This window comes from Streptomyces sp. MH60 (assembly GCF_002939385.1).
In the GTDB taxonomy this organism is placed as follows: domain Bacteria; phylum Actinomycetota; class Actinomycetes; order Streptomycetales; family Streptomycetaceae; genus Streptomyces.
This window is the reverse complement of record NZ_MULI01000087.1, coordinates 14,131-28,040: the sequence shown is the minus strand read 5'-3', so window position 1 is coordinate 28,040 and position 13,910 is coordinate 14,131. Positions and strand designations below refer to the sequence as shown.

General features: G+C 72.1%; 12 protein-coding genes. 6 read left to right on the top strand and 6 right to left on the bottom strand.

What is annotated here, in order from left to right; all coding sequences use genetic code 11:
• From BZZ08_RS33110 to BZZ08_RS33100, 3 genes are all read right to left on the bottom strand, one after another.
• On the bottom strand, nucleotides 1–387 hold a 387-nt coding region (locus tag BZZ08_RS33110), incomplete at its 3' end, for a biotin/lipoyl-containing protein (protein WP_342211028.1).
• 109 nt (nucleotides 388–496) lie between these two features.
• Nucleotides 497–3,184, bottom strand: coding sequence for a pyruvate dehydrogenase (acetyl-transferring), homodimeric type (aceE, locus tag BZZ08_RS33105; RefSeq protein WP_104635891.1), 2,688 nt, complete (start codon nucleotides 3,182–3,184; stop codon nucleotides 497–499).
• Nucleotides 3,185–3,301: 117 nt separating this feature from the next.
• Nucleotides 3,302–4,042: an SDR family oxidoreductase gene (locus BZZ08_RS33100; RefSeq protein WP_104635890.1), complete on the bottom strand. Its 741-nt coding sequence runs from the start codon at nucleotides 4,040–4,042 to the stop codon at nucleotides 3,302–3,304.
• Between the two features lie 280 nt (nucleotides 4,043–4,322).
• Between BZZ08_RS33100 and BZZ08_RS33095 the strand changes: the two genes are divergently transcribed.
• Nucleotides 4,323–4,775 carry a cupin domain-containing protein gene (locus BZZ08_RS33095; RefSeq protein WP_104635889.1) on the top strand — a complete coding sequence of 151 codons (453 nt, stop codon included), beginning with the start codon at nucleotides 4,323–4,325 and terminating at the stop codon, nucleotides 4,773–4,775.
• A 125-nt stretch (nucleotides 4,776–4,900) separates the two neighbouring features.
• Here the strand turns inward: BZZ08_RS33095 and BZZ08_RS33090 are convergent, their stop codons facing one another.
• The 3 genes from BZZ08_RS33090 to BZZ08_RS33080 form a co-directional block, all read right to left on the bottom strand.
• Entirely contained in the window at nucleotides 4,901–5,395 is a 495-nt protein-coding gene (locus BZZ08_RS33090; RefSeq protein ID WP_104635888.1) for a cupin domain-containing protein, read from the bottom strand.
• Between the two features lie 45 nt (nucleotides 5,396–5,440).
• Nucleotides 5,441–6,967: an MFS transporter gene (locus BZZ08_RS33085; protein WP_104635887.1), complete on the bottom strand. Its 1,527-nt coding sequence runs from the start codon at nucleotides 6,965–6,967 to the stop codon at nucleotides 5,441–5,443.
• A gap of 115 nt (nucleotides 6,968–7,082) precedes the next feature.
• Entirely contained in the window at nucleotides 7,083–7,553 is a 471-nt protein-coding gene (locus BZZ08_RS33080; RefSeq protein ID WP_104635886.1) for a carboxymuconolactone decarboxylase family protein, read from the bottom strand.
• A 302-nt stretch (nucleotides 7,554–7,855) separates the two neighbouring features.
• On the opposite strand from BZZ08_RS33080, the gene BZZ08_RS33075 reads away from it, so the two are divergent.
• From BZZ08_RS33075 to BZZ08_RS33055, 5 genes are all read left to right on the top strand, one after another.
• Nucleotides 7,856–8,644: a DUF427 domain-containing protein gene (locus BZZ08_RS33075; protein ID WP_104635893.1), complete on the top strand. Its 789-nt coding sequence runs from the start codon at nucleotides 7,856–7,858 to the stop codon at nucleotides 8,642–8,644.
• 102 nt (nucleotides 8,645–8,746) lie between these two features.
• The gene (locus BZZ08_RS33070) at nucleotides 8,747–9,697 is read left to right on the top strand and encodes an alpha/beta hydrolase (protein ID WP_104635885.1); all 951 of its coding nucleotides are present in this window, start codon (nucleotides 8,747–8,749) and stop codon (nucleotides 9,695–9,697) included.
• 18 nt (nucleotides 9,698–9,715) lie between these two features.
• On the top strand, nucleotides 9,716–10,435 hold the full coding sequence (locus tag BZZ08_RS33065; RefSeq protein ID WP_104635884.1) for an alpha/beta fold hydrolase: 720 nt from the start codon (nucleotides 9,716–9,718) through the stop codon (nucleotides 10,433–10,435).
• 105 nt (nucleotides 10,436–10,540) lie between these two features.
• On the top strand, nucleotides 10,541–10,882 hold the full coding sequence (locus BZZ08_RS33060; RefSeq protein ID WP_104635883.1) for a hypothetical protein: 342 nt from the start codon (nucleotides 10,541–10,543) through the stop codon (nucleotides 10,880–10,882).
• 237 nt (nucleotides 10,883–11,119) lie between these two features.
• Entirely contained in the window at nucleotides 11,120–13,891 is a 2,772-nt protein-coding gene (locus BZZ08_RS33055) for an ATP-binding protein (RefSeq protein WP_104635882.1), read from the top strand.
• Nucleotides 13,892–13,910: the final 19 nt, after the last annotated feature.

Below are 13,910 nucleotides of genomic sequence, written 5' to 3'. Positions count from 1 at the left end.
GGGTGCCGGTGCTGAAGTGGGCGCCGGAGCCGGAGCCGGAGCCGGAGCCGGAGCCGTGGGTGCCGGTGCCGGTGCCGTGGGCGCGGGCGTGGGCGCGGGCTCGGGTGCGGGTGCGGGTGCGGGTGCGGGCTCGGCCGCCGGGGCCGTGTCCGGCGCGCCGATGACGCCGAGGCCGGCACCGACCTCGACCGTCTCGTCCTCGGCGACGAGGATCTCCAGCAGGACGCCGGCGGCGGGGGAGGGGATCTCGGTGTCCACCTTGTCGGTCGACACCTCCAGCAAGGGCTCGTCGGTCTCGACGCGGTCACCGACCTGCTTCAGCCAGCGGGTCACGGTGCCCTCGGTGACGGACTCGCCGAGGGCCGGCAGGGTCACGGAAACGGTCACGATGACGTTCAACTCCTCACGGTCCGGCGGGGCGCGCGGCTCCGTCGGACCTGTTGTGCACGGCCCGTGTCGGGCGACGCGGGCGGTAGGGGGTGCCTGGTACGGCGGTTCACCGGTCGAGGCCGTACTGCGCGCGGGCCCGCGCGACGGTCTCCGGCGGGACCTGCCCCGCCCGGGCCAGACGGTCCAGTGCGGTCACCACGATCGACTCGGCGTCCACCCGGAAGTAGCGGCGCACGTCCTCACGGGTGTCGGACAGCCCGAATCCGTCGGTGCCCAGGGAGTAGTAGTCCTGCTCGACCCACTGGCTGATCTGGTCGGGCACCTGCCGCATCCAGTCGCTGACGGCCAGCACCGGCCCCGGCGCCCCGGACAGGGCTTGAGTGACGAACGGGGTGCGTTCCTCGCCCCGCATCCGGGCGTCGTCGGCACGCATCGCGTCCCGGCGCAGCTCCGTCCAGGACGTCACCGACCACACGTCGGCGTGCACGTCCCAGTCGGAGGCGAGCAGTTCCTGCGCGCGCAGGGCCCAGTGGATCGCCGTACCGGAGGCGAGCAGCTGGAGCCGGCGCCCGGCCGCGGGCGCCTCGGCGGGCCGGAACCGGTAGATGCCCCGGACGATGCCCTCCTCGATGCCGGGAACCGGCGGCATGGCGGGCTGGTGCTTGGGCTCGTTGTACACGGTCAGGTAGTAGAAGACGTTCTCGGGCCGCTCGCCGTACATGCGGCGCAGACCGTCCCGGACGATGACCGCGATCTCGTAGGCGAACGCCGGGTCGTAGCTGACGGCCGCCGGATTGGTGGCGGCGAGCAGGTGCGAGTGGCCGTCCCCGTGCTGCAAACCCTCGCCGGTCATCGTCGTGCGCCCGGCGGTGCCGCCGACCACGAAGCCGCGGCCCATCTGGTCGCCGAGCGCCCAGAACTGGTCGCCGGTCCGCTGGAATCCGAACATGGCGTAGAAGATGTAGAAGGGAATCATGGGTTCGCCGTGCGTGGCGTACGACGTCGCGGCGGCGGCGAACTCGGCGACGGAACCGGCCTCGGTGATGCCCTCGATGAGCAACTGCCCGGTCGTGCTCTCCTTGTAGTGGAGCAGCTGGTCCGCGTCGACCGAGTCGTAGGTCTGGCCCTGCGGCGAGTAGATGCCGGCGGTGGGGAACATCGACTCCATGCCGAAGGTGCGGGCCTCGTCGGGGACGATCGGCACCCAGCGCGCTCCGCTTCCCGGGTCGCGCATCAGGTCCCTGACCAGCCGCACCAGCGCCATCGTGGTGGCGACCTCCTGGCGACCTGACCCCTTCTCCAGCTCCTCGAAGGGCTTGGCGGGCGGTTCCGGCAGCGGCTTGGGTACCACCCGCCGCACCGGGGCGGGCCCGCCCAGCGCGGCCCGGCGCTCGCGCAGGTACCGCACCTCGGGCGAGTCCTGCCCCGGGTGCCAGTACGGGACCTGGGCACCGGCGAGCGCGCTGTCGGGTATGGGCAGCTCCAGCAGGTCGCGCATCGCCCGGAACTGCTCCATCGTGAGCTTCTTCATCTGGTGGTTGGCGTTGCGCGACTCGAACGCCGGGCCCAGCGCGTGGCCCTTCACCGTCTGGGCCAGGACCACCGTCGGCGCGCCCCGGTGCTCCACGGCGGCCCGGTAGGCGGAGTACACCTTCAACGGCTCGTGTCCGCCCCGCGATTTCTCGAACAGTTCCACCACCCGCGCGTCGCTCAGGGAGGCGGAGAGCGCCGACAGGGCGTCACCCGTGAAGAAGTGCTTGCGTATGTAGGCCGCGTCCCGCGCGGCGAGCGTCTGCATCTGGGCGTCGGGCACCTCGCCCAGGCGCCGCACCAGGTCGCCGGTGGTGTCCTGCGCCAGCAGCGGGTCCCAGGCCTCGCCCCAGAGCGTCTTGACCACGTTCCAGCCCGCGCCCCGGAACCGTGCCTCCAACTCCTGGACGATCTTCGAGTTGGACCGTACCGGGCCGTCCAGGCGCTGGAGATTGCAGTTGATGACGAACGTCAGGTTGTCCAGGTTCTCGCGGGAGGCCAGGGTCAGGGCGGCCGTCGACTCCGGCTCGTCCATCTCCCCGTCGCCCAGGAACGCCCACACCCGTGAGGCGGAGGTGTCCTTGATGCCGCGGGCGTGCAGATAGCGGTTGAAGCGGGCCTGGTAGACGGCGCTGAGGGGGCCCAGCCCCATGGAGACCGTCGGGAACTCCCACAGCCACGGCAGCCGCCGGGGGTGCGGATAGGACGGCAGGCCATGACCGCCGGCCTCCCGGCGGAAGGCGTCCAGTTGGCCCTCGCTCAGCCGCCCCTCCAGGAAGACCCGGGCGTAGATCCCGGGGGAAGCGTGTCCCTGGATGAAGAGCTGGTCGCCGGAGCCGTCGCCGTCCTTGCCCCGGAAGAAGTGGTGGAAGCCGATCTCGTAGAGCCAGGCCGCCGAGGCGTAGGTCGAGATGTGACCGCCCAGTCCCAGAGGCGCGCCCCGGGTGACCATTGCCGCCGCGTTCCACCGGTTGAGCGCGGTGATCCTGGACTCCATCTCCAGGTCACCGTCGAACGCCGGCTGCGCGGCGGCGGGAACGGTGTTGATGTAGTCCGAGTGCAGCAGCCCCGGCAGGGACATGCCCGTGCTCGCCGCGAACTCGTGCACCCGCCGCAGCAGGTACACCGCCCGTTCCGGCCCCGCGTTGCGCACGACGGCGTCGAGGGAGGCCCGCCACTCGGCGGTCTCCTCGCTGTCGCGGTCGGGCAGCTGGTCCAGCTCACTGATCAGAGGGTTATCGATCGGCCGGGAGGGTTCACTCATGGCAGCCTTCTTGTCACGGCGTGGGTGTCGGCGGCACCGGCCGCGGACACGGTGGTTGTCGCGGGGCGACGGGGCTGAGGGGGAGACCCGGGCGACGGGCGGCGCCGCCCGGCGGGGTCAGCGGCTCTTGAGCCACTGGGTGAACGTGTGATGGCCCAGCCGGGCGTCGGGCCCGGGAAGCAGGTCCCGCTCCTCGAGCACCGCGCCGAAGAACGGGGCCCGCGGGTCGGCGATCACCGGGCCGGGCCGGCCGAGGAGACCGAGCACCTCGGCCGTGATGTCCTCCAGCCGGAGCTCCTCGGGTCCGGCTGTCTCGACCACGCCGAACTGCGGCACCCCCACCGCGACATGGGCGAGGAGCGCGGCGACGTCGTCGGCCGAGACGGGCCGCAGCAGCAGCGGCGGCACATGCACGCCGTCGGGCCGGGTGCCGGCCGCGGCGGCGGCCTCCACGGACTCGTTGAACGGCGTGGCGCGCACCACGGAGTACGGCACGGTGGCGTGCCGGGCCAGGTCCTCCTGCGCCGCCTTGGCCTGGAAGTAGCCCGACCCGATCCGGTCGGCGCCCACCACCGACAGCGCCACGTAGTGCTCGACGTTCGCTGCGGCGGCCGCCCGGAGGAGGTTGCCCGTGGCGGTGGTGAAGAACGCCGTGCCGGCCTGCTGCCGCCGGGAGGGCGCGTCGGTGACGTCCACGATCACCTCGGCGCCGCGCAGCGCCCGGTCCAGGCCCTGGCCGGTGCTGACGTCGACTCCTTCCCCGCGCGACACGGGCACGACCTCCACCCCGTGGTCCCGGAGCCGCGCGACGGTCCGGGAACCGATCAGTCCGGTGGCACCTGCAACGACGACTCTCATCTGCGTCTCCTCCGTCGGGGGCCGGATGACCCCGCTGGGTGTCCTGGGCGGACGGTGGCGGATGCCGAAGTGCCACCGTGCCCGTCTCACCTAGACAGAACGCGGGTCGTTCGTGTGACACCGTGCCGCCGACCGCCGCCCCCGACCGGCGGTGGCACGGTGTCACAGCCCCGCCCGGTACCCGGTCAGGAGGGTGAGCGGTCATCACGACCGGAGACGACCCCGTGACGGCGGACGACGTGCCGCCCGGTCACGGCGGAACCACGGAAGGTGCGACTCGATGTCGGAGAATGCACAGCACGCCCACCACGGACACGGAACCGGCGACGCGGACGGCCCGAGCTGGACCCGCGCGGCGAAGATGCTCCAGGACGCCTCGCCGATCACCGTTCCGGAGGGCGCCTCGGCGATGACCATCCACGTCGAGTGGGAGCCCGGCGACCCCGGAACCCCGCCGCACCGCCACTCCGGCCCGGCGTTCGGTTACGTCATCAAGGGCGCCGTCCGCTTCGAACTGGAGGGTGAGCCCGAGCGGGTGGTCGAGGCCGGCGGCACCTTCTGGGAGCCGGGCGGCGACGCCATCCACTACCAGGACGGCAACGCGCTCAGCGACGAGAAGACGGAGTTCGTCGTCACGATGATGTGCGCGCCCGGCAAGCCCATGCTCGAACTGGTCGACGAGGCGGAGCTGAAGGAGCGCGCCCACCTGCGCGCACCCCGGCCCACCGCCTGACCCTCTTTCGGGCACCCACGACGGGGCCCCGCACCCGTGACACCGGCCAGGCCGGGAGGTCACGGATGCGGGGCCCCGTCGGTGTGCGGTACCGGTGGCCGCCGCTCCCGCTTCTCCTCCCGTCCCTACTCCACGAAGTACGAGTCGTGCCGGTCGAAGAACGCGGCACGCTCCTCCTCGGAAGCGTGCCCGAGCCGGGAGACCTGTTCGAAGTACTCCTCGCGCGGGGCGCCCGGGGTGAACAGCAGCAGCATGTCGGCCGGTGCGTCGGAGTCGTTGCGGAAGGCGTGCAGCCCGCCCTGGGGGACGTGCAGGAAGTCACCCTTGCGGGCGTCGACCCACTGCACACCGTCGAAGACGCGCACGGTGCCGTCCAGGATGAAGAAGGACTCCGAGATCCGCTTGTGGAAATGGGTCTTGGGGCCACCCGCCCGGGGACGCATCTCGACCCGGTACAGCCCGAACTCACCCCGTGTGGTGGCCGTGGTGGCCAGATAGTGGGTGGCGTCCTTTCCGGTACCGCTCTCACCCAGGTTCGGCGGTGTGGTGGCCGGCCGGAAGACGGCGCTGACCTCACCGTCCTCACCCCAGTACTTCTGCTCCGGGTACGGGTACGACATGTCTGTCTCCTTTCGTACGGTTGGCGCCGCGCACGGCGCCGGATGTCATTCGACGGCTTGGTGCCGGGTGAAGCGGGACACCAACGGCGGCTCCATCAGCCAGCCGTGGGTGTGTCCGTGCGACGGACGGGGGGCGGTGGCGGACCGCCGCAGCGCACTGAAGGCGACCGCAGCGCCTACGACGAGCAAGCCCGCGCACAGCGGCATGGCCCGGCCGAAGGAGGCGTCGAAGGCCGCGTCCGACCGGTAGGCCTCCGGCCCCATCCCGACCAGCAGCGGGAGCGCCGCGACGGACACCAGCCCCGCCGCCCGGGCCGCGGCGTTGTTGATGCCGCTGGCCAGCCCGGCGTTCGAGGCGTCCACCGAGGCCAGCAGGGTCACGGTCAGGGGAGCGACCACGACGACCATGCCGGCCCCCATCACCAGCAGGGCCGGGAGGACGTCATGAACGTAGGACGCGCCCGGACCGACCCGCAGCATCAGCAGCATCCCCGCTCCGCACACCAGCGGGCCGACGGTGAGCGGGGCCCGCGGCCCCAGCCGCTGGGCGAGCGTCCCGGCGTGGGACGAGAACAGCAGCATCAGCGCGGTGTTCGGCAGCATCGCCGCCCCGGCGGCCAGCGCCGGGTACCCGACGACGATCTGCAGCTGCAGCGCGGTCAGGAAGAAGAACCCGCCCGTCCCCGCGTAGACGCACAGGGTGACCACGTTGACGGCGGTGAACTGCCGGGAGGAGAAGATCGCCAGCGGCATCATGGGGTCGCCGCCGCGCCGTTCGACGCGGAGGAACGCGGCCCCCGCGACGACACCGCCGACGGCCGCGGCGACGGCCACGGTCCCGCCGTCGCGCGCCTCCGTCAGCGCGTAGGTGACCAGCGCCAGGGCCAGGGCTCCCAGGACGGCGCCGGGAACGTCGAAGCCGATCCCGCGCCGTGTTCCCGCGCCGGCCGCGACCTGGCGCGGGGTGCCCACGGACTCCGGAACGTGGCGCAGGGCGACGGGGACGCACAGCAGCGCCGGGACGGCGCTCAGTACGAAGGTCCAGCGCCAGCCGGGCCCGTCCACCAGCCACCCGCCCACGAACGGCCCCAGGGCGGCGCCGATGCCGCCGAAGCCGGACCACAGGCCGATCGCGCGCGGCCGGTCGTCCGGATGGAAGGAGGCCTCGATGATCGCCAGTGAACCGGGCGTGAGCAGCGCACCCCCGACGCCCTGCAGGGCCCGGGCGGCGATGAGCGTGGTGGTGTCCGGGGCCAGGCCGCACAGCAGGGAGGCGACCGCGAACCACACCAGGCCCAGGACGAAGACGCGACGCCGCCCGAACCGGTCGCCCAGGGATCCGCCCAGCAGGATGAGTCCCGCCAGGGTCAGCATGTAGGCGTTCACCGTCCACTGGAGGACGCCGAGACCGGCGTCGAAGTCCTGGCCGATGCGCGGGAGCGCGATGTTGGTGACGGTCGAGCCGAGCAGCACGACGCCGGATCCCAGGACGGTGGCCAGCAGGGTCCACCGCCCGCGGGCGCCGGTGATGCGGAGGGGAGCGGTGCTCTCGGGAGCGGGGGATCGGTTCATGTCGGGTCCTGGGGTGGCGTCGCCCGAGCGGTCCGTCGCCTGCTCGGGGGTCGGGGTGAGCAGGCGACGGACGGCGCGTGTCCGGCCGGGCCGCCGCGCGGCCGGAGCGGCTGCGTCAGCCGAACATGCCGGGCTGGTAACCGCCCGCGGGCTGCTGGTTGATGACGTTGATGCGGTTGTAGGCGTTGATGACGGCGATCAGCGAGATCAGCGCGGCGAGCTGGTCCTCGTCGTAGTGCTTCGCGGCCTCGGCCCACACCTCGTCCGAGACACCGCCGGCGGCGTCCGCGATGCGGGTTCCCTGCTCGGTCACCGCCAGGGCCGCGCGCTCGGCGTCCGAGAAGACCGTGGCCTCGCGCCACACGGCCACCAGGTTCAGCCGCTGCTGGTCCTCACCCGCCGCGGTGGCGTCCTTGGTGTGCATGTCCGTGCAGAAGCCGCAGCCGTTGATCTGGCTGGCCCGGATCTTCACCAGTTCCTGAGTGGCGACCGGCAGAGCGGCCTGGATCGCCGCTCCGGCCGAGTTCAGGTGCTTCATGACCTTGCCCGCGAGGGCGTTGCCGAAGTAGTCGATGCGCGCGTCCATGACGTATCTCCTCAAGGGGGGAACGGTTACGGACCATTGACCGGGTGCCCGCGCGTTCTGTGACAACCGAATCCGCCCGCACGCTCGGCACCTTCCGTTCCCCGGTCTCGGAGTCCGCAGGCATGACACACCTCTGGGCACACCGTGTGAAGAAAGGCGCATCGCGGCCCGCATTCGGTGTGGTCGCCGGGTGCGGGCGATAGCATCGAACGAGTGGACCAGGCCCGTCGGCCCGAGTCGGCGCCGCCCTCCCGGGCCCCGGGTACGGCGAGCGCACCATCAGCGAACCCAAGGTGATCACCATGGCTACCGAGAGCGTCCTGCACCCGAGTCTCATCGTCCCGATCGGACACGTCGAGCCCGTTCCCCGCCGCATCCGGGGGATGGTCGCAGGCCGTGTCGTCTTCGACACCCGCCGCGCGCTGTACGTGTGGGAGTGGCAGGCGTACCCGCAGTTCAGCATCCCGATCGAGGACTTGGTGGAGGGTGTGCTCGACGACGACAAGCACACCGAGCAGCTCGGTGCCGGGCCCGCCCACCGCCACACCCTGCGGGTCGGCCCGGAGGTCCGTGCGGGGGCGGCCTGGGTCTGGGGGGAGGGCTCCCCCGAAGCCCTGCGTGACACGGTGCGTTTCGAATGGGAGGCGCTGGACTCCTGGTTCGAGGAGGACGAGCCGGTCTTCGTCCATCCGCGGAGCCCGTACTCGCGGGTGGACGCGCTGCGTTCGCGCAGCACCGTCCGGGTCGAGGTGGACGGCGTCGTGCTGGCGGAAGCCTCCGGCTGCGTGAAGCTCTTCGAGACCGGTCTGCCGACCCGCTACTACCTCGACCCCATGAACATCGACTGGTCCCTGCTGCGGCACTCGGACACGGTGACCCGGTGCCCCTACAAGGGGACGACGAGCGACTACTGGTCGTTCGACAGCGACACCGGCTCCCACGAGGACATCGCCTGGACGTACGACTTCCCGACCATCCACGCCAACCGCATCGCAGGACTGACCGCGTTCTACAACGAGCACGTCGACCTCTACGTCGACGGCTCCCTGCTGCCGAGGCCGGTGGATCCCACCCGGGTGGCCTCCGACTAGCGAAATCCGTTGCGCGGGGCCCGACACGTCACACATCGCCTCCCCACACGGTCTCATGAGGTGGAAAGCCATCCAAAAGCCCCACCACCTCAAGGAGCGACCATGAGCGACATCGTTCTCGAGCCCGCCGCGCAGGAGTTCGCCGACGCCACCGCCAAGCCCCCGTTGCTGTACGAACTCGGCGTCGAGGGAGCCCGCAAGCTGCTCGACGACGTCCAGTCCGGGCCGGTGGAGAAGCCGGAGGTGGACGAGAAGTGGATCACCGTGCCCGCCCAGGTCGGCGACGTGCGGGTGCGCATCGTCAAGCCCGCCGGCGCCACCGGCGTGCTGCCCGTCGTCCTCTACGTGCACGGCGGCGGCTGGATCCTCGGGAACGCCGGCACCCACGACCGTCTGGTGCGCGAGCTGGCCGTGGGCGCGGAGGCGGCCGTGGTCTTCGTCGAGTACGACCGCTCCCCGGAGGCGAAGTACCCCGTCGCCATCGAGCAGGCCTATGCCACCGCCCGGTGGGTCACCACCAAGGGCGCCGACGAGGACCTGGACGGCTCCCGCATGGTCGTCGCCGGTGACTCCGTCGGCGGCAACATGAGCGCCGCCCTCACCCACATGGCCAAGCGGCGCGGGGACGTGACCTTCCTGCACCAGTCCCTCTACTACCCCGTCACCGACGCCGGGCAGGACACCGAGAGCTACCGCGTCTTCGCGCACGGACCGCACCTGACCGCGAAGGCCATGGAGTGGTTCTGGAACGCGTACACCACGGATCCGGCGGAGCGCGACCAGATCACGGCCTCGCCGCTGCGTGCCACCCTGGAGGACCTCCGGGGTCTGCCGCCGGCGTTCGTCGCGGTCGACGAGAACGACGTGCTGCGCGACGAGGGCGAGGCGTACGCCCGCAAGCTGATCCAGGCCGGGGTGCCGACCACGAGCGTCCGCTACAACGCCAGCCTGCACGACTTCATGATGCTGAACCCGGTCCGCGGAACGCAGGCCTCCACCGCCGCGATCGAGCAGGCGATCCACGTTCTGCGCAAGGCCCTCGGCACCGACTGATCCGGAAAGGCCACTCTCATGAGTGCACAGAAACCGACCATCGTCCTCGTGCACGGCGCGTTCGCGGACTCGTCCAGCTGGAACGGCGTCGTCGAGAAGCTCCGGTCGCACGACTACCCGGTGGTGGCCGCGAGCAACCCGCTGCGGGGGCTGACCGAGGACAGCGCGTACGTCAGACAGCTCCTGGAGTCCATCGACGGGTCCGTGGTCCTCGCCGGGCACTCCTACGGCGGCTCGGTCATCAGCAACGCCGCGACGGGACTCGACCACGTCAAGGCTCTCGTGTTCGTCGCGGCGTTCCTGCCGGACGAGGGCGAGAGCGCGGTCGCCCTGTCCGGCGAGTTCCCGGGCAGCACCCTCGGGGAGACGCTCCGCCCGGTGCCGGTCACGCTCCCCGGCGGCGGCCGGGCCGCGGACCTCTACATCGAGCAGGACAGGTTCCACCAGCAGTTCGCCGCCGACGTCCCGGAGGAGACCGCGGCGGTCATGGCGGCCACCCAGCGGCCCGTCGCCGACGCCGCGCTGGCGGAGGGCGCCTCGGCCCCGGCGTGGAAGGACATCCCGTCCTGGGTCCTCGTGGCCTCGGAGGACCGCAACATCCCGGCCCAGGCGCAGACGTACATGGCCGAGCGCGCCAAGGCCACGGTGGTGCACGTCGCCGCTTCCCACGCGGTCAGCGTGTCGCGTCCGGGCGAGGTCGCCCGGCTGATCAACGAGGCGGCGCAGGCGACCGGCTGAGCGGACGGTGGGCCGCCGCCCCCGGGAGGCCGACGGCGGCCCACCGGTACCGCGCCCGCCGCGGCGCCACGTCACGTCCCAACCGGAGTGACACGGGAGAACCTCATGAACACGAGCAAGCAGGCCGCTCGCGGGCTGGCCGACATACAGGAGTATCTCTACCGCGAGGCGCACCTCAGCGCCGCTCGCCGGCGGGTGTCCGCCTTCACGGCGAGGACCGACGGGCTGACCCACGGGCAGAGGAGCGACCTGGAGCGGTGGTATCTGGAGGAACAGAAATACGTCGCCCGCATGGTGACCGAGCACATCGCGGAGCGCATCGGCGCGGCCGAGGCGGCGCACCGCATCCGGTTCGGCCGCTGGCTGCGAGGCACGCTGATCGCCATGACCGCGATCGGCCTGACGATCTTCGTGTGCACGGCGGTCGTCGTGGGATCGATGGCCTGATCCACCGACGCGGCACCAGGTCGGCGCAGGATCCGTAGCGGCGGGTTCCGGCCAGCGGGCCCCCGGCCGGAACGGGAGGCCGGGAAGACAGGCACGCGGAAGAAGGCAGAGGCGGGCGCGGGCCGGAGCCTCGGACCCACGGGGTCCCGAGTGCCTGCGCGCCGGCCTCGGCAATCAGTTTGAGACAGGTCTACGGAAAGTGAAACGCCGGGGTATCGTGACAGCCGGGAGGCTGCCATGGTGAGGGACGGCGCACGGACCGAGCTCATCGGACGGCAGGACGAGTGCGAGGTCCTGGACGACCTCCTCGCGCAGGCCAGAGCCGGCCGCAGCGGAGTGCTGGTGGTGCGCGGTGAGGCGGGCATCGGCAAGACCGAGCTGCTGAACCACCTGCTCGACCGGGCCACCGGGTGCCACGTCGTCAGGGCGGTCGGCGTGCAGTCCGAGATGGAGCTCTCCTATGCCGGGTTGCACCAGCTCTGCGCACCGCTGCTCGCCCACCTCGAAGGCATCCCCGAACCGCAGCGCAACGCCCTGCGTACGGCTTTCGGCATGCAGCTCGGTGACGCTCCCGACCGGTTCCTGGTCGGCCTGGCCACGCTGAGCCTGCTCGCCGCCGCCGTCGGCGACGAGCCGTTGCTGTGTCTGGTCGACGACGCGCAGTGGCTGGACCGCGTCTCGGCCCAGACGCTGGAGTTCGTCGCCCGACGGCTGCTCGCCGAACCCGTCCTGCTGGTCCTGGCCGTCCGCGAGTCCGGCTCCCGCGAGGTGTTCGCCGACCTCCCGGAGCTCGCCGTGCGCGGACTCGGCGAGCGTGATTCCCGCGAGCTGCTCGACTCGGTCGTCACCGGTCCGCTCGACCGGCGGGTACGCGACCGCATCATCGCCGAGACGCGCGGCAACCCGCTTGCCCTGGTGGAGCTGCCGCGCGGACTGACCCTCCTCGAAATGGCCGGGGGGTTCGGCGTACCGGAGACCCGTCCCCTGTCCAGTCAGATCGAGGCGGGATTCCTCCGCCGCATCCGGTCCCTCCCGGCGCCGACGCAACAGTTGCTGCTCATCGCCGCCACCGAACCGGTCGGCGATGTGTCCCTGCTGCGGAGCGCCGCCGAGCGTCTCGGCATCGACGCGGACCGCGCCGCCACCGAAGCCGAGGCCGCGGGTCTGATGACCCTCGGCACCTGGGTCCGCTTCCGCCACCCACTGGTGCGCTCCGCGGCGTACCGCGCCGTCGGGTTCGAGGAACGCCGGCGCGTGCACGCGGCCCTGGCAGAGTCGATCGACGCGACGCTCTATCCCGAACGCCGCGTCTGGCACCTCGCGAGTGCCACGACGGGCCCGGACGAGGACGTCGCCGCCGAACTGGAGAGCTCCGCCGGGCGGGCGCAGGCGCGCGGTGGTGTCGCCGCGGCGGCGGCCTTCCTGGACCGAGCCGCCGGGCTGACACCCGATCCGGTGCGCCGCGGAGCCAGGGCACTGGCCGCGGCCCGGGCGAAGTACCAGGCGGGCGCCTTCGACGCCGCGCGGGAACTGGTCGACGCGGCGGAGCTGAGTCACCTCGACGAGGTCGGAGCCGGACGCGCGACCCTGCTGCGCGGCCAGATCATGTCGGCGGCCAAGAGCGCCAGCGCCGGACTGCCGCTGCTGCTCGAAGCGGCGAAGCGGCTCCAGCCGTTCGACTCCGCACTCGCCGACCAGACGTACCGGGACGCCGTCTACGCGGCTCTGACCGCGGGCCGGCTGGCCACGGGCGGGGTCGGCGACGTCGCCGAGGCGGTGCTCAGCACGCCGGGCCGCTCCGGTACCGAGAGCCGGGAGACCCGCCTTCTGACCGGCCTCGCCCGGGTGGTGACCGAGGGCTACGCGGTCGGCGCGCCGATCCTCCTGGACGCCGTGGCGGCGTTCCGGGAAGGGGAACTCTCCCGGGAGGACGGCCTGGGCTGGCTGCCGTTCGCATGCCGCATGTCCCACAACACCTGGGACTTCGCCGCCTGGTCCGAGCTGTCGGCGCGGCTGGTCGACCTCGCCCGCGACAACGGAGCGCTCGCCGTGCTGCCCTCCGCCCTTCTGCTGCGCCTGTCGAACCGGGTGTTCGCCGGCGACCTGCACGGCGCCGCCTCCCTCACCGTGGAGGCGAGCGCGATCGGCGAAGCCACGGGCAGCAGCTTCTTCGCCCACTACGGCGCACTCGTCCTGGAGCCCTTCAGAGGGCGGGAGTCGACCACCCGGCAAGCGATCGAGACCCTCACCCAGGACCGCCTCCTGCGCGGTGAGGGCAAGGTGACGACGGCCACCCAATGGGCCGCCGCCGTCCTCTACAACGGCCTCGGCAGGTACGAGGAGGCATACGCCGCGGCCGAGCGGGGCTGTGAGAACCCGCAGGAGCTGGGCCTGTCCCTCCAGTCCCGGGTCGAACTCGTCGAAGCGGCCGTGCGCCTCGGGCGTACCGAGCGGGCCGCCGAGGCCGTACGGACGATCGAGATGATGGCCCAGGTCAGCGGCACCCCCTGGGCGCTCGGCATCTCCGCCGCCGCGCGCGCCCTGCTGAGCGAGGGCGAGACGGCCGACGCACTGCACCGGGAAGCGATCGAGCGGCTCGACACGGCCGGGGTCCGGATGGACAGCGCCCGCGCACGGCTTCGGCACGGTGAGTGGCTGCGCCAGGAACGGCGACGGGCGCAGGCACGTACCCGGCTGAGCGAGGCACACGAGATGTTCGACGCGGCTGGGGCCGAGGCGTTCGCGGAACGCGCCCGACGTGAGCTGAAGGCCGCCGGTGTCAAGGTGCGCGGCCGCGTTCCGGCGGAGACCGCGGTCCTCACCGCGAAGGAGGTCGAGATCGCCCGGCTCGTGCAGGGAGGCTTCACCAACCCGGAGATCGGCGCACGGCTCTTCCTCAGCCCGCACACGGTCGAATGGCATCTGCGCAAGGTCTTCGCGAAACTCGGCGTCTCCTCCCGCAAGGAGATCGGCTCGATGCGGCTGGAGGCGATGGCGACCACGCCCTGACCCGCCCGACGAAGGCCGG

Coding starts and splice junctions, on each gene's coding strand:
- aceE (WP_104635891.1), bottom strand. CDS start 3,184: ATGAGTGAACCCTCCCGGCCGATCGATAACCCTCTGATCAGTGAGCTG.
- BZZ08_RS33100 (WP_104635890.1), bottom strand. CDS start 4,042: ATGAGAGTCGTCGTTGCAGGTGCCACCGGACTGATCGGTTCCCGGACC.
- BZZ08_RS33095 (WP_104635889.1), top strand. CDS start 4,323: ATGTCGGAGAATGCACAGCACGCCCACCACGGACACGGAACCGGCGAC.
- BZZ08_RS33090 (WP_104635888.1), bottom strand. CDS start 5,395: ATGTCGTACCCGTACCCGGAGCAGAAGTACTGGGGTGAGGACGGTGAG.
- BZZ08_RS33085 (WP_104635887.1), bottom strand. CDS start 6,967: ATGAACCGATCCCCCGCTCCCGAGAGCACCGCTCCCCTCCGCATCACC.
- BZZ08_RS33080 (WP_104635886.1), bottom strand. CDS start 7,553: ATGGACGCGCGCATCGACTACTTCGGCAACGCCCTCGCGGGCAAGGTC.
- BZZ08_RS33075 (WP_104635893.1), top strand. CDS start 7,856: ATGGCTACCGAGAGCGTCCTGCACCCGAGTCTCATCGTCCCGATCGGA.
- BZZ08_RS33070 (WP_104635885.1), top strand. CDS start 8,747: ATGAGCGACATCGTTCTCGAGCCCGCCGCGCAGGAGTTCGCCGACGCC.
- BZZ08_RS33065 (WP_104635884.1), top strand. CDS start 9,716: ATGAGTGCACAGAAACCGACCATCGTCCTCGTGCACGGCGCGTTCGCG.
- BZZ08_RS33060 (WP_104635883.1), top strand. CDS start 10,541: ATGAACACGAGCAAGCAGGCCGCTCGCGGGCTGGCCGACATACAGGAG.
- BZZ08_RS33055 (WP_104635882.1), top strand. CDS start 11,120: ATGGTGAGGGACGGCGCACGGACCGAGCTCATCGGACGGCAGGACGAG.